The sequence below is a fragment of the Thiothrix fructosivorans genome, from assembly GCF_017349355.1.
GTDB lineage: Bacteria > Pseudomonadota > Gammaproteobacteria > Thiotrichales > Thiotrichaceae > Thiothrix > Thiothrix fructosivorans.
On sequence record NZ_JAFMPM010000006.1, the window covers coordinates 1,758,077 to 1,772,336 of the forward strand.

The 14,260-nt window shown below is 54.7% G+C and carries 14 protein-coding genes; 6 read left to right on the forward strand and 8 right to left on the reverse strand.

Annotated features, from left to right (window positions below):
• Positions 1-8 precede the first annotated feature (8 nt).
• Complete coding sequence (locus J1836_RS11950) at positions 9-1,298, forward strand: glycoside hydrolase family 26 protein (protein WP_207251292.1); 1,290 nt, start codon at positions 9-11, stop codon at positions 1,296-1,298.
• Here J1836_RS11950 and J1836_RS11955 read toward each other — a convergent pair.
• From J1836_RS11955 to J1836_RS11965, 3 genes are all read right to left on the reverse strand, one after another.
• Entirely contained in the window at positions 1,278-2,648 is a 1,371-nt protein-coding gene (locus J1836_RS11955; protein ID WP_207251293.1) for an ATP-binding protein, read from the reverse strand. The genes J1836_RS11950 and J1836_RS11955 overlap by 21 nt on opposite strands.
• 2 nt (positions 2,649-2,650) lie before the next feature.
• Positions 2,651-3,334: a response regulator transcription factor gene (locus J1836_RS11960; RefSeq protein WP_207251294.1), complete on the reverse strand. Its 684-nt coding sequence runs from the start codon at positions 3,332-3,334 to the stop codon at positions 2,651-2,653.
• A gap of 65 nt (positions 3,335-3,399) precedes the next feature.
• Positions 3,400-3,687, reverse strand: a complete 288-nt coding sequence (locus J1836_RS11965) for a DUF2934 domain-containing protein (protein ID WP_207251295.1) — start codon at positions 3,685-3,687, stop codon at positions 3,400-3,402.
• 74 nt (positions 3,688-3,761) lie between these two features.
• Between J1836_RS11965 and J1836_RS11970 the strand changes: the two genes are divergently transcribed.
• A complete protein-coding gene (locus J1836_RS11970) occupies positions 3,762-4,229 on the forward strand; it encodes a hypothetical protein (protein ID WP_207251296.1) in 468 nt (155 codons plus the stop codon).
• Between the two features lies 1 nt (position 4,230).
• On the opposite strand, the gene J1836_RS11975 is transcribed toward J1836_RS11970, so the two are convergent.
• Positions 4,231-4,731 carry a DUF4405 domain-containing protein gene (locus tag J1836_RS11975; RefSeq protein ID WP_207251297.1) on the reverse strand — a complete coding sequence of 167 codons (501 nt, stop codon included), beginning with the start codon at positions 4,729-4,731 and terminating at the stop codon, positions 4,231-4,233.
• Between the two features lie 164 nt (positions 4,732-4,895).
• Between J1836_RS11975 and J1836_RS11980 the strand changes: the two genes are divergently transcribed.
• The 4 genes from J1836_RS11980 to J1836_RS11995 are packed head-to-tail and all read left to right on the forward strand — an operon-like array spanning position 4,896 to position 9,516.
• The gene (locus J1836_RS11980; protein ID WP_207251298.1) at positions 4,896-6,257 is read left to right on the forward strand and encodes an efflux transporter outer membrane subunit; all 1,362 of its coding nucleotides are present in this window, start codon (positions 4,896-4,898) and stop codon (positions 6,255-6,257) included.
• Between the two features lie 9 nt (positions 6,258-6,266).
• Complete coding sequence (locus J1836_RS11985) at positions 6,267-7,604, forward strand: efflux RND transporter periplasmic adaptor subunit (protein WP_207251299.1); 1,338 nt, start codon at positions 6,267-6,269, stop codon at positions 7,602-7,604.
• Complete coding sequence (locus J1836_RS11990; protein WP_207251300.1) at positions 7,601-8,299, forward strand: ABC transporter ATP-binding protein; 699 nt, start codon at positions 7,601-7,603, stop codon at positions 8,297-8,299. The genes J1836_RS11985 and J1836_RS11990 overlap by 4 nt, the downstream gene beginning before the upstream one ends.
• Positions 8,299-9,516, forward strand: a complete 1,218-nt coding sequence (locus J1836_RS11995; protein ID WP_207251301.1) for an ABC transporter permease — start codon at positions 8,299-8,301, stop codon at positions 9,514-9,516. The genes J1836_RS11990 and J1836_RS11995 overlap by 1 nt, the downstream gene beginning before the upstream one ends.
• On the opposite strand, the gene J1836_RS12000 is transcribed toward J1836_RS11995, so the two are convergent.
• The 4 genes from J1836_RS12000 to J1836_RS12015 are packed head-to-tail and all read right to left on the reverse strand — an operon-like array spanning position 9,502 to position 14,241.
• The gene (locus J1836_RS12000) at positions 9,502-10,551 is read right to left on the reverse strand and encodes an ABC transporter ATP-binding protein (protein ID WP_207251302.1); all 1,050 of its coding nucleotides are present in this window, start codon (positions 10,549-10,551) and stop codon (positions 9,502-9,504) included. The two genes, J1836_RS11995 and J1836_RS12000, sit on opposite strands and share 15 nt — an antisense overlap.
• Positions 10,551-12,146: an ABC transporter permease gene (locus J1836_RS12005; protein ID WP_207251530.1), complete on the reverse strand. Its 1,596-nt coding sequence runs from the start codon at positions 12,144-12,146 to the stop codon at positions 10,551-10,553. Before J1836_RS12005 ends, J1836_RS12000 begins: the two co-directional genes overlap by 1 nt.
• A 32-nt stretch (positions 12,147-12,178) precedes the next feature.
• Positions 12,179-13,189 carry a Fe(3+) ABC transporter substrate-binding protein gene (locus J1836_RS12010; RefSeq protein WP_242632807.1) on the reverse strand — a complete coding sequence of 337 codons (1,011 nt, stop codon included), beginning with the start codon at positions 13,187-13,189 and terminating at the stop codon, positions 12,179-12,181.
• 23 nt (positions 13,190-13,212) lie between these two features.
• Positions 13,213-14,241 (reverse strand): LbtU family siderophore porin, encoded by a 1,029-nt coding sequence (locus J1836_RS12015; RefSeq protein WP_207251304.1) that lies wholly within the window; start codon positions 14,239-14,241, stop codon positions 13,213-13,215.
• Between the last annotated feature and the right edge of the window lie 19 nt (positions 14,242-14,260).

Here is a 14,260-nt window from a genome sequence, read left to right on the forward strand (position 1 = left end):
GATTTCTCATGAAAAATACTAGGCAGTGGACGCTACTCGGCGTAGCTATCGCTGGGTTTCTCTCAGCGGGTGCGGCACAGTCCGCCACGATGCTGGGGGCGTATATTGACAATGATGGTTGGAATACTGCGCCAATTGATCAATTCAATACCGATGCTGCCAAGTCATTGGCGGTGGTCAATTTGTTTTCCAGCTTTGGGCAAGATTGGGGGAGCTTGAATGTACAGGTATCCAATATTGTGTCACGCAAAGCCACGCCGCTGATTACGTGGATGCCAAGCATATCCAGCCGACCTGATGCTAATTTGCTGGGTGAAATCAGTAGCGGGCAATGGGATGGCTACATCGACGGTTGGATCAATAGCCTGAAACTGTGGCAAGCCTCGTACCCCACTGATCAAAAACCCACGGTGTTATTACGTTTTGCGCACGAATTCAACGGCAACTGGTATCCGTGGAGCAATGACCCCGATGGTTTGAAAACGGCGTGGCGTTACCTACACAACCGTTTTGCGCAAGCCGGTGTGACTGGGGTGGAATGGGTGTGGTGTGCGAATAATGTCAGCGTTGATAATTACAACGACATTACCCGCTATTACCCCGGCAATGATGTAGTGAACTGGACGGCCTTGGATGGCTACAATTGGGGCAGCAATTACAGCTTTACGCAGTGGAAAGGCTTCGCGGAAGTGTTTAGTGCGCCTTACACAACGCTCGTGACGAATTACCCCGATAAGCCCGTATTGCTGGCAGAAGTCGCCTCCGCCGAACCACAGGATCTGCCGAATGCCGACTATGGCATGAGCGGCGATGACAGCGATGCAGGGCAAAGCAAAGCGGTGTGGGTGCAGGATATGTATACCCGCATGTTGGCAGAATACCCCGCGATTCGCGCGGTGACATGGTTTAACACCAATAAGGAATTGAGCTGGGCATTGAATGGCGTGGGCAATACGGGCTTGGCAGCGTACAACACCGCTATCGCTGACAGTCGTTACACGGGAACATTTACCGCGTGGGTTGCCCCGACGACGGTGACTGAACCCACCAAGACCAGAGCGGCTAAAGGTGGCGGCGGCGGTAAACGTTCCACCACCACAACCAGTACCACTTTAATGGCCGCAGAAAGTACTACGTTGGAAGGCATTCAACAGGAGCGTGATTCAGGGCTACAACGTGCTTTAGCGGTGAGTAAAATGCCAGCGGTAGTCGGCACAGCGTTGTTAGCGCGTGAAGCACAAGGTTTCCGCCGTTTGCCACCAGCAGCACGGGCGGTATTACGTGAGGATGTGCGGTAGATGAATTTCCACCCGTAAGCCACCGCTGTTGAGGTTTTTGGCTCGGATCGTCCCGCCGTGACTTTCAATCGCTCGCCGCGCAATCGCCAAGCCCAGCCCGTAACCGTTACGGCTGGCACTGGCGTTACTGCTGCGCTGGAACGGCTCGAAAATACTCCTCAATTCCGCTTCGGGCACGCCCGATCCTTGATCATCCACCGTCAGATGCAGACTAGACGCGGCAGCATCTTGGTGAATAGCCAACGTGACCGCCGTGTTTTCGGGCGTGTGGTGAATGGCGTTGCGCACCACGTTTTCCAAGGCGCGATACAGCAATTCACCATGCCCCTGAATGATCGGATTACCCTCAACATCGCACTGGAACACCACTTGGCGGGACAGCGCATTCGCTTCAAACCGCGCATCATCAATCACGGCATCGGCAAGTTCCAGAATGTCGATGTATTCATCCAACGGTTGCGGCACGCCGGATTCGAGGCGCGAAAGCGTTAGCACTTCACCCACCAGCGTATCCAGACGTCCGGCTTCGTGTTCGATACGGGCAAGGCTGCTGGCAACTTTTTCTGGCTGTTGATGCGCCAGACCGATGCTGGCTTGCAAGCGTGCTAGTGGGGAGCGCAATTCATGCGAAACGTCGTGCAGCAAACGGCGTTGCGATGCCATCAGGATTTGCAGTTTGGTAGCCATATCGTCGAAATCGCGTCCTAAATCAGCAATTTCATCACGCCGCGAACCCATCGTTGAGGTGACGCGCTGGCTCAAATCGCCTTTGGCTGCGGCACGGAAGGCTTTGCGCAAAATGCCAATGGGTTGCGAGAAATACCACGCCAGCAAGAAGCTGGATAAAAAGCTGGCAACAATGCCGGAGACAATCAGGGTTGGGGTAGAAATCCGGTGCGGTGGTGGCAGACGTCGTTCTTGCTGGAATTGCGGGTATTGCCCCGCCAGTGGCGCGAACAACAGGTAACTTTCTGCGCCGGTTTCGACTTGGCGGACGATAGGCAGTTTGAGATCTTTCCCAAGGCTGGCGCGAACCCGTTGGAGGGTATCATCCGACACGGTGCGCTCTAGCAGCTCTTTGCCGTTAGCATCCACGGCGTAAATTTGCAGGTCTTGGGGGGCTTCATCGCGTTGTTCCAGCAACATATTGCGCATCGCCGCTGTGCCGCCATAGAGGAAGGTGTTGGCAGCCGCTTTGACCGCGAGGACGGAACTGGGGCGAATCACCACATCTTTTTCCATGTCCTGCAAATCGCTGTGGTGCAACCAGACCGCAATGCCGGTGACTCCGCCCGCAACCAGCAGGGTGAGCCAAAACGTGAGGAGGATTTTCCAGAACAGTCTGCCCATGTTTATTCCCCGATCAATTGGTAGCCGATGCCGCGCACGGTTTGGATACAGGAACGCCCATCCGGTAAGTTGCCGAGTTTATGGCGGATGCTGCTCATGTGTACGTCGATGCTGCGGTCGTAACGAGTCAATGGTCGCCCTAAACCGTGGCTGGAAAGGTCGGCTTTGCTGACGGGTTGACCGGCTTGGCGAGCGAGAACTTCCAGTAGGTTGAATTCGGTGCTGGTGAGTTCCAAGGCTTGCCCGTGCCATAGGGTTTGGCGTTTTTCGGGGTAAAGGGTGAGTGCGCCGATTTGTAGCGGTTCGTGATCGGTGGTGGTGTCGTTGCTGGTGCGGCGTAGGATGGCGCGGATGCGGGCAACCAATTCACGCGGCATACACGGTTTGGGGACGTAATCGTCCGCGCCGAGTTCCAAACCGATAATGCGGTCGATGTCGTCGCCACGGGCGGTGAGCATGAGTACCGGCATTTTGCTATGGGTACGGATGCGGCTGAGGGCTTCGATGCCGCTCATGCCGGGCATCATCACATCCAATACCACCAGCGCGTAATCGCCGTTGAGGGCTTCGCGCACGGCTGCGTCACCGTTATGCACAGCGGTGATGTCGAAACCTTCGCGTTCCAAATATTCGGTCAGCATGGTGGTGAGTTCGATGTCGTCGTCGACCAGTAATAGCTTGCTCATGATTGTCTTCTGAGTGGTGTAATACCTTGAATCATACGGTGATTGAAATGCAAGGGCAGGGGGTTTTACATTTCTTTACACGGCTTTACACGCCCAGTGCTTAGGCATAAGTTCCGGTATGCTTGCGCCCAATGTTCGTCGGCGCAATTGTCGGGGCAACCTTCGTGCCGCCACAAGTAATACGCGGTTTCGCGGATCAGGGCTTCGATCGGTTCATTGCTGTGGAAATAGTCGCACGTTCCGCTGATAGCATCGTAGGGCAGGGCGGCGAATCTGTCCCGCCCCGGTGTCGGTTGGGTATGCCGATAGCAGTCGGCGCGTAGCGGGCATAAGTCGCCGTAGCAATACAGCATGATTCAATTCCTGATGGGTCAATAGTGCGCAGAGTGTATACTGACGGCGCGATGAGCGTACATGGAGAACAAGAATGACAAAGGTAAAACCGTGGTGCTGGCAAGTTGCCGCGAATGGCAATGGACCTGATTGGTTGCTGCTGGCGCACGTTACCCCCGATAGTGTTGCGGCATTGAAGCAGGAGCTCGTAAACACTAGCCTCGACGGCTACAGCCAGTGTGCCGATACCCCCTATACCTTGATGGATAGCACGAATGCAGATGCTTATCTGGGTAATTTGACGGGCAAAGATCCGCGCAATATTTGGGTATACAACCTTGTCGAAATCCAAGGTGATTTGATCAAAATTGAGAGCGGTTACGGGGGGCGTGGCGATGTTAATAATCAGGTGGAAACCGACTTTTTGCTGCATTTGTTCGCCCTGCCAAACATCACCTTACAATCTTGGCAAGTGTTGGCAGGGGGCGAGGGCTACGATTACGTGGTCAGTGCGGCGGGTACGGATACGGGGAGTTTTAGGGCGTATCTCTCCCCGGATTAAGTTATTTCGCGGCAATCACGCCATTCAACACTTCCACCGGATTGCGCTGATTTTGCTTAGCCACTGCATCCAACGACACCATCGTCGCATCCAGTTTCAAGCCTTGCGCCTGCAATTTCGCCTGCAAATCTTCCAAGGTATTGCCCGTGATACCCGCAAGTTTATCCAGCGGTGCATTCATCAGCACGTTGCTGGCTTGCGCACCCGGTGGCCCCCGACGTTCTTCCTCACCCGGAATCAGCATGGAGGCAACCGTCAATATCGCAAAGAAGCCGATCACCCCAAGCGCTGCTTTTTGCGAAAAATAACGTGCAAACATCTTCCAATTCGTTACCAAGTGCAAGCCTACGCCAATGACCATCGCCCAACTCAGCCATTCGTGAGCCACTTTGCTAATGCCTACATTGATATGGAAAAACATTAAAATGCCGGTAATCGACATCAGCATAAACGCGCCAATCGTCAACGGTGTCGCCCAGCGGCGCAGGGTAGCGGTATCCATGTTTACATCTCCTGTAGTCGTAAAAAACGCTCGATGACGCAATGATCACGGACATTGCCACACGGAAACAGCGGTTTTACATATCTTTACATGGCGTTTACCCACCTTTACCCGCCGCTAGGCCACACTTGTACTATGCAAAAACGCTAAGGATAAAATTCGGCATGATTGTTTATAAACCATTTACCGTGTTCGCCAGTGTGGCAGTCAGCCTGTCGCTGTTCGCCTGCACACCCGCCAGCAATGTGCGCGATGTTGCCGCCAGTACCAGCGCGGCGCACCAATCAGCAGCCAGTAACTTACGCCAACCCGTGCAAGCCGCATGGTGGCAAACCTTCAACGACCCGCTCATGACTGCGCTGATCCAAGAAGCCCTGCAAGCCAGCCCCGACATCAAAACCGCGCAAGCCAGCCTGCGATCAGCCCGCGCCCAACGCGCGATTGCCGGAGCAAGTTTGCTCCCCAGCCTCTCCAGCGGCGCATCCGCCCGCCGCAGCGGTGGCAATGACAGCTACGGCGCAAACCTCGATGCCAGTTGGGAAGCCGACATTTTCGGCGGCAACCGTTTAGCCGATAAAGCCGCCGCCGCCGACTTGCAGGCCACCCAAGCCAGTCTGGAAGATGTCAAAGCCTCACTCGCCGCCGAAGTTGCCAGCAGCTACGTCAACCTGCGGCTGGCACAAGCCCGCCTCGCGGTGTCGCGCCAAAGCCTCGCTTCGCGTGGCGAAACCGTGCGCCTGATCGGTCTGAAACAACAAGCAGGGCTTGCCAGTGACTTAGAAGCCGATCAAGCCAAGCTGAGTTTGGGGCAAACCCAAGCACAAATCCCCGCGTTGGCAAACAGTGTGACCCAATCACAACACGCCCTCGCCATCCTCACTGGCAAAGCACCGGGCGCACTCAACACCCGACTCGCCGCTACCAAACCCATTCCCGCCGCTGGCGGACAACTGCTGAATAACATTCCGGCGAATGCTATCCGTCAACGTCCCGACATTCGAGCCGCCGAATACAAAGTGACCGCTGCCGGATTGCGGGTCGGCGAAGCCAAAGCTAACCGATACCCCAGTTTCAATCTCGGCGGTTCACTCAGCCTTAGCAGCCTAAGTCTGGCGGATTTGCTGGATACTGGCAGCATCGCCCGTTCCCTCGCTGCTTCCATCAGCGCACCTTTATTTGACGGTGGCAGGCTCAAACAGCAAGTCGAAGCCAAAGATGCCGCCCGCGAACAAGCCGTTGCCAGCTACCAAAAAGCAGTGTTAGGGGCGTTACAGGACGTAGCAAACAGCTTTTCCACCCTGCAATCGCTACGTGAACGCCAACCGTTATTGGCGCAAAACGTGGCACTGGCACGCAGCGCCGAACATCTGGCGCAACTCAGCTATGACGCAGGCACTGCTGATTTCCAAAATGTGCTGGACGCGCAACGCAGCGTCTTGAGCGCACAAGAAAGCCAGTTGTCCGCACAAGCAGAACACACTCAGGCAATGATTAGCCTTTACAAAGCCATCGGCGGAGCGTGGTAGGAGAACCTTATGAGCAATCCAATCAATTCAACCAGCAACGATTCCGTCAAAGCGGTATTGGCAGCAGGCGGCAAAAAGCAATCCCAAGGCAGTAAGAGCAAGTGGCTATTAGCATTACTGGTCGCGGGGCTAGTGTCAGGCGGCGCAGGCTATTACTTCATGGGGCAATCGCAAACCAAAAGTCAAGCTAGCTACAAAACCACCCCCGCCAAACTCGGCAACCTCAGCGTCACAGTGACGGCAACGGGCAACTTAAAACCCAAGAATCAAGTCGATATTGGTACGGAACTGTCGGGTACGGTCGATGATGTTTTGGTTGATGCGAACGCCGTGGTGACAAAAGGACAGAAGCTGGCAAGCCTCAACACCACCCAGTTGCAAGATACCATTACCAAAGGCAAAGCCTCGCTGGCATCCGCCCAAGCCAAAGTCAAACAAGCCGCCGCCAGCGTCAAAGAGGCACGGACTAAACTCAACCGTTTGCGCGAATTGTACAACGCATCCGGCGGTAAATTGCCCGCCCAATCCGAGCTGGATACCGCCGAAGCGACGCTGGAACGTTCCCAAGCCGATGCCGAAGTCGCCAAAACCACCGTGACCTCTGCCACTGCCGAATTACGTTCTTCCGAAACCAATCTCGGCAAAGCGACGATCACCTCACCGATTAACGGCGTCGTGCTGACCCGCACCGTCGAACCGGGGCAAACCGTCGCCTCGTCTTTGTCCGCGCCAACTTTGTTCACACTGGCAGAAGATTTGGCACAAATGGAAGTCGAAGTCGGCGTGGATGAAGCCGATGTCGGGCAAGTCAAAGCCGGGCAAAAAGCCGAATTCAGCGTGGACGCATGGCCGGGGCGTAAATACCCCGCTGAAATTACCCGCGTCAGTTTGGGGGCAGATACTTCTGAAAACGTGGTGTCCTACCTCACCGTGCTGGCGGTGCAAAATACCGACCTGACCTTGCGTCCCGGTATGACCGCAACCGCTACCATCAAGACCGAAGCACGGGAAAATGTGTTGTTAGTGCCGAATACTGCTCTGCGCTTTACCCCCGTGGTGGCTGCTACACCTGCTGCGGCTAGTGCCAACAGTAGCTTCATTTCACAATTGATGCCACGTCCGCCGGGTATGGGGACAGCCAAAAAACGCACCAACGGTACGCCACCCGTCGCCAACCTCGATGGAATGCAAAAAATCTGGGTACTGGACAATAACGCGCCCGTAGCAGTCGAAGTCAAAATCGGCATTAGCGATGGCAAGCAAACCGAAATCGTTAGCGGCGACTTGAAAGCGGGAATGGCTGTGATTACCGAAAGCACAGGCGGCACAACAGGTGGCAAGCCATGAGTGCGTTAATCGAATTACGCGGCATCACCAAAATCTACGGGCAAGGGCAGGCGAGTTTCAAGGCGCTTGATGGGGTCGACATGACCATTGAGCAAGGCGATTTTGTCGCCATCATGGGGCCGAGTGGTTCAGGCAAATCCACCGCGATGAATATTCTGGGCTGTTTGGATGTTCCCAGCGGCGGCGAATACTTGTTCCGTGATGTGCATGTGGAACAGTTGTCGCGCAATGAACGCGCCCTGTTACGGCGGCATTATCTGGGCTTCGTGTTCCAAGGTTTCAACCTGTTGGCGCGGACTTCCGCACAGGAAAATGTGGAATTACCGCTGCTGTATCGGGGCGAATCCACCGAAGCGCGGCATACCGCTGCCCAAGCGGCTTTGAAACAGGTGGGGTTGGAAGGTTGGGGGCATCATACTCCGGCGGAACTTTCTGGCGGGCAGCAGCAACGGGTAGCGATTGCACGGGCGCTGGTCACTAACCCGACTATTTTGCTGGCGGATGAGCCGACCGGCAACCTCGACACCAAAACCAGTAATGAAATCATGGCATTGCTCACTGATCTGAACGAAAACAAGGGCATTACCGTGCTAATGGTGACGCACGAACCGGATATGGCGGAATACGCCAAACGCATCATTCACTTCGTTGACGGCAATATCGACAGCGACGTGCGCAAACGGGAGATCACCTAATGTTATGGAGCAGCTTTTTACTCGCCCTGCGCGAAATCCGCCGCAATTTATTGCGCTCCTTCCTGACTATTTTGGGGATTGTGATTGGTGTATCCGCCGTCATCACAATGGTGACGCTGGGCAATGGCGCAACCCAAGCGGTGAAAAATCAGGTTTCCAGCCTTGGTAGCAACTTGCTGCAAATCCGTAACGGGCAACGCATGATGGGGCCACCGGGTGGCGGCGGGGGCGGCGGTTCGCCACCGTTTTCATTGGAAGATGTCGCCGCTATCCGTAACCAAATCACCGGGCTGGCAGCCGTTGCGCCGGAGGTGAGCAAGAGCGCGACGGTCGTTTCTATGTCAAACAACTGGTCAACCAGCGTCACAGGTTCGAGCAACGATTTCTTCATTGCCGGAAGCTGGAAACTAGCGGCAGGGCGCACCTTTAGCGAGGCAGAAGAAAAGGCGGGGCAAACCGTGTGTTTGATCGGCGAAACTATTCGCCGTGAATTGTTCGGCACGCAACAACCCGTGGGCGAGAGCTTGCGGGTGAATAACTTTTCCTGCGAAATCATCGGCATTTTGGTATCCAAGGGGCAAGCGTCGATGGGGCGTGATCAGGATGATACCGTCATTATGCCGATCAAAGCGGTGCAACGGCGTTTGACGGGTAATCAGAACGTGTCCAGCATCCAAGTGTCGGTTGCGGATGAAAACGATATTACCAGCGTCAAAGAGCAATTGACCAACCTGATGCGCGAACGCCGCAGGTTGGGGGATGACAAGGACGACAATTTTAACGTGCAGGATACCCGCCAGATTGCTGAAGCCTTGTCCGGCACGACGCAAGTGATGACTACTTTGCTGGCAGCGGTGGCTTCGGTCAGTTTGCTGGTCGGCGGGATCGGCATTATGAATATTATGCTGGTGTCCGTGACCGAACGTACCCGCGAGATCGGCATCCGGCTGGCGATTGGGGCATTGGAGCGCGAAGTGTTACTGCAATTTTTGATCGAAGCGGTGGTACTGGCGTCCCTTGGCGGCTTGGTTGGGATTGGGTTGGCAACGCTGGCATCCATCGGTTTGTCGCAGGTGATGAATGTGCCGTATACCTTCAACGTGGGCATTAATTTGCTGTCGTTTGTATTTTCGGCAGGGATTGGCGTGTTGTTTGGGTACATGCCTGCGAAACGGGCGGCACGGCTAGACCCGATTGATGCGTTACGGCACGAGTGAAGCGAAGACCACCAAGTGCTGCATATCCAACGTGAAACCCACGGTATCCCCCGCCTCATACGCTTGATGGCTGGGGGCAAGTGCCAGCAATTGGCTACCATCTTCCAGCCCCAGCACATACAAATATTCCGCGCCACGGAATACCCGCGACACCACTTTGGCTTTGCGCGGTGCATCAGCAACCAGTTTCAGGTCATCCGGGCGAATCAGCACATCCACGGCAGCATCCGGCTGGCATTCCGCCGGTATCACGCCTTTGACCGCGCCCAATAAAGTCGAAACAGTGTCGTGATTCAATACTGTCCCCGCAATCAGCGCACCTTGCCCAATAAACCCTGCCACAAACTGATTCACCGGCTTGTGATACAAGTTGTAACCCGTGTCCCATTGCTGCAAACGCCCGCTTTGTAACACACCGATTTCATCTGCCATCGCAAATGCTTCGTGCTGGTCGTGCGTGACTAGAATGGCGGTCATGCCTTCGCGCTTGAGAATATCGCGCACTTCCCGCGCCAGCATTTCGCGCAATTCCACGTCTTGGCTACCGAATGGCTCATCCAGCAACAGCAAACGCGGTTGCGGCGCAAGGGCGCGTGCCAACGCAATCCGCTGTTGCTGACCGCCTGACAATTCGTGCGGGTAACGCTTTTCGTAACCGGGCAAATTCACCAGTTCCAGCAATTCCGCCACGCGCCGCGCCTTGTCCTTGCCCGACTGCTTGCGAATCCCGAAGGTAATATTGTCAGCAATGCTCAGGTGCGGAAACAGCGCGTAATCCTGAAACACCATGCCGATATTGCGTTTTTCCGGCGGCAACTGCACATCGGGTGCACTGATCACCTGATCTTTGAGCGTAATCCTGCCACGGGTGACAGGCTCGAAACCAGCAATAGCCCGCAGCAAGGTCGTCTTGCCGCAGCCACTTGGCCCTAGCAAACAACCGATTTGCCCGTCTTCCACCGTCAGATTGACATCATGTACCACTGCATTACTGCCGTATTCGATGTGAATGTTTTGCAGGACTAACTTGCTCATCAATGTTCCCCAGCCCGCGATTTGCTAATCGAACGGCTCAATAAAATCACCGGAATAATCCCCGCTGCCACAATCATCAGCGACGGCAAACCCGCATCCGCCAGCCGTTCATCCGAAGCCAATTCATACGCCCGCACTGCCAGCGTATTGAAATTGAACGGGCGCAAAATCAGCGTGGCAGGCAATTCTTTCAGCACATCCACAAACACCAGCAAAATCGCGGTGAGTAACGAGCCTTTCATCAAGGGCAAATGCAGCCGCTGCAACACGCCCAACGGACTCAAGCCCAGCGAACGCCCCGCATTATCCAGCGTCGGTTTGATCTTACCCAAACCCGCTTCCACCGTTTGCAGCGACACCGCCAAAAAGCGCACATTGTAGGCAAACAACAGCGTAAACAGCGTGCCACTCAGCAATAAGCCCACATTGCTGTCGAAAAACTGCTTGCTCAGGTGGTTGAGTTGCGTATCCGCCCACGCAAACGGAATCAGCACCCCAATCGCAATCACCGTCCCCGGAATCGCATATCCCATTGCCGCAATCCGCGAAGCAATATTCACCAGCGGATCATTATTCAGCCGTTTGCCATAACCCAAAATCAACGCCAGCAACAGCGCAAACACCGCAGCCAAACTTGCCAGCATCAAGCTGTGCCACACCAGATTAATGAAATCACTATCCAGCCCCTTGCTGGCAACCTTAATGCTCCAATGCAGCAATTGTCCTACCGGAATCACAAACCCCAGCAACAAGGGCAGGGCACACACCAACACCGCAGCCACTGCTGTCCAGCCACGCAAACGGAATTTCGGAATGCGCGAATACTTGCTGGAGGTATGGTGATACCGCGCTCGACTGCGCGACCAACGTTCCAACAGGATCAGCATGAACACAAAGCCCATCAGCAACGCCGCTAATTGCGAAGCTGCCGCGTGATCGCCCAGCCCAAACCAAGTACGGAAAATACCCGTGGTAAAGGTCGAAACGCCGAAATATTGCACCGTGCCAAAATCCGCCAGCGTTTCCATCAAGGCCAGCGACAAACCGGTAATAATGGCAGGCCGTGCCAACGGCAACGCCACCCGAAAGAAACTTTGCCACTGGTTTGACCCCAATGTACGGCTCACTTCCAGCACGCAAATTGACTGTTCCAGAAACGCCGCACGCGCCAACAAATACACATACGGGAACAGCACCAGCGACAACATGGTGATTGCGCCACCAAGGGAGCGCACATTCGGGAAGTAATAATCGCCATACCCCCAGCCCGTCAGCTCGCGCAACAAGGTTTGCACCGGCCCCGAAAAATCCAGCATCCCGGTGTAGGTGTAGGCAATAATGTAGGCAGGCATCGCCATCGGCAATAGCAATGCCCATTCAAACAGCCGTCGCCCCGGAAACTCGCACATGCTGTTCAACCATGCCGCCGGAAGCCCCAGCAGCAATACGCCAAACCCCACACCCAACACTAGCCACAGCGTATTCAGCAAATAATCGGTGAGGACTGTTTCACGCAAATGCTGCCAAACTTCAGGCGCAGGCACGAACACGTAGCCGAACACCGCGAGGATCGGCAAAGCAGTAAGCAATGCCATGCCCAACAGCACAGCACGCCAGAGCAGGGGTTTTATTTCCACCCAGCTTTATCCATGATTTTGACTGCTTCGGCATTGTGTTTGCCGAGTTCGGACAAGTTCAGGCTATCGGCTTTGAATTCGCCCCAACCTTTGAGCATTGCACTGGGCGCAATACCGGCTTTCACGGGGTATTCCTGATTGGCTTCGGCGTACCATTTTTGTGATTCATCGTTGACCAAGAATTCCATCAGTTTGACGGCGTTATCCTTGTTTTTGGCGGTTTTGGTGACAGCCGCCCCGCTGATATTAATGTGTGTGCCACGGTCGGATTGGTTAGGCCAGAAGATTGCCATTTTTTCCGCTGCGGCTTTGTCTTCCGCCTCTTCACTCGTCAGCATTTGCCCGTAGTAGTAGGTGTTGGCAAGCGCAATGTCGCACTGTCCAGCCGCTGCCGCCTTGATTTGGTCACGGTCGCCGCCTTCGGGTGGACGCGCAAAGTTTTTCACTAAACCTTCCGCCCACTCCTGCGCTTTTTCCGCGCCGTTCACCGCGATCATCGAACCAAGCATCGACTGGTTGTAGATATTGTCGGAAGAACGCACGCAGATACGCCCTTTCCATTTCGGATCAGCCAAATCTTCGTAGGTGGACAGTTCTTCCGGCTTCACTTTGTCTTTCACGTAAAAGATTGGGCGAGCGCGGGAGGTCAACCCAAACCATTGATTGGCGGGGTCACGCAGGTTTTCAGGGATGTCTTTTTTTAGTGTTTCGGATTCGACGGGTTGGGTCAGTTGCATCTCGACCGCACGGTAGAGACGACCAGCATCCGCAGTCATGAGCAAATCAGCAGGTGTGTTTTCACCTTCGAGCTTGAGGCGTTCCAATAGCGCGTCGTCTTTGCCTGTCACGAGGTTGACTTTAACGCCGGTTTGTTCGGTGAATTTGTCGAACAGCGGCTTGATCAGTTGTTCCTTGCGAGCGGAATAGACGTTGACTTCGCCATCTGCCAGCACGGGGGCGGCAATGCTGGTGATGACCAGCGCGAGTAATAGTTTGTTCATGCTCATATCCTCAGCAGTCAAGATTAAAATTCGTAAGCGATTTGTGCGGTGACGCTTTTACTCTTCAGGTCGTCGTAATCTGTTGCCTGCATCAGTTCCACCGCGCCTTCGATGCCTTTCATGATGGGTTGGCGGTAGGTGATGCCGTAAGATTTTTCAGCTAAATCCAGTTGGGTATCGGCATCCTTGGTTTTATTCCATGACATCGCTAGCGTGCGGTCATTATTCAGATCAATATCCGCTTCGATATGGGTGGCAGAGGGTTTCGCCGCAGCGGTCAGGCTACCGCCGTCCGCATCCGCCAAATCGCCTGTTTGGAAGGATTTGGTTGCCATGATGTGTTCACCCAATACCGTTACGCGCCCCAGTTTGGCACTGCCATGCACGGCTACACCGGGTACTACGTCGGTGGAATTATTTACATCAGCAAAGCCACCTGATTCCCCTAAGTTATTGATGTAATCAACGCCAGCGTGAGCCGTTTCGGTGTCGTAGCTGATGCCTATGCCGTAGCCTTGATCGTGTTTGCTGCCATCAGCCGTTTGGGTGGCTTCGGCGGCAAATGCAAAACCTGTGGCGGTGAGATTGCTTTGTTTGCTGGTCGCGGTGAGGGTTTTGTCGCGCCAGCCTTCGCCTAAATCCAACGTGAGCGGGTCGTGTACCATTGCTGTTTCGTATTTGCCGAAGGGTAAGTATTGATTACCCGCAGAAATATCGAGCTTGTCATCGGGTCGGGCGTGCCATGTGACGAAGGCTTGGTCGATTTCGGGATCGGTGACGACGCCATCAATCTCTTCTTCGTAGAGCGCGGAAATAGTGGCATCGACGTGTTCATTGGGCTTGTAAACTGCGCCCAAGGTGACGGCTTGGGCAGCGAAACCATCGACTTTTTCATTGCTGATATTGCCAGCGCCATCCTCTACTTCGCTATCGCGTGTGCCGTAGATGAGCTGAACGCCACCCGTGATTTCCATTTGCTCGTTGATATTGACTGCCCACGCGGGGTTGGTGAGGGCGGTTGTGATCAATAGTGCTAATACGGTTTTTTTCATGAGGTAAACTCCGATGTAG

Excerpts from the sequence above, each read along its gene's own strand:
- J1836_RS11980 (WP_207251298.1), top strand. The coding sequence starts at position 4,896 with ATGATTGTTTATAAACCATTTACCGTGTTCGCCAGTGTGGCAGTCAGC.
- J1836_RS11950 (WP_207251292.1), top strand. The coding sequence starts at position 9 with ATGAAAAATACTAGGCAGTGGACGCTACTCGGCGTAGCTATCGCTGGG.
- J1836_RS11965 (WP_207251295.1), bottom strand. The coding sequence starts at position 3,687 with ATGCTGTATTGCTACGGCGACTTATGCCCGCTACGCGCCGACTGCTAT.
- J1836_RS11985 (WP_207251299.1), top strand. The coding sequence starts at position 6,267 with ATGAGCAATCCAATCAATTCAACCAGCAACGATTCCGTCAAAGCGGTA.
- J1836_RS12015 (WP_207251304.1), bottom strand. The coding sequence starts at position 14,241 with ATGAAAAAAACCGTATTAGCACTATTGATCACAACCGCCCTCACCAAC.
- J1836_RS12005 (WP_207251530.1), bottom strand. The coding sequence starts at position 12,146 with ATGGCATTGCTTACTGCTTTGCCGATCCTCGCGGTGTTCGGCTACGTG.
- J1836_RS11995 (WP_207251301.1), top strand. The coding sequence starts at position 8,299 with ATGTTATGGAGCAGCTTTTTACTCGCCCTGCGCGAAATCCGCCGCAAT.
- J1836_RS12010 (WP_242632807.1), bottom strand. The coding sequence starts at position 13,189 with ATGAACAAACTATTACTCGCGCTGGTCATCACCAGCATTGCCGCCCCC.
- J1836_RS11960 (WP_207251294.1), bottom strand. The coding sequence starts at position 3,334 with ATGAGCAAGCTATTACTGGTCGACGACGACATCGAACTCACCACCATG.
- J1836_RS11990 (WP_207251300.1), top strand. The coding sequence starts at position 7,601 with ATGAGTGCGTTAATCGAATTACGCGGCATCACCAAAATCTACGGGCAA.
- J1836_RS11975 (WP_207251297.1), bottom strand. The coding sequence starts at position 4,731 with ATGGATACCGCTACCCTGCGCCGCTGGGCGACACCGTTGACGATTGGC.
- J1836_RS12000 (WP_207251302.1), bottom strand. The coding sequence starts at position 10,551 with ATGAGCAAGTTAGTCCTGCAAAACATTCACATCGAATACGGCAGTAAT.
- J1836_RS11970 (WP_207251296.1), top strand. The coding sequence starts at position 3,762 with ATGACAAAGGTAAAACCGTGGTGCTGGCAAGTTGCCGCGAATGGCAAT.
- J1836_RS11955 (WP_207251293.1), bottom strand. The coding sequence starts at position 2,648 with ATGGGCAGACTGTTCTGGAAAATCCTCCTCACGTTTTGGCTCACCCTG.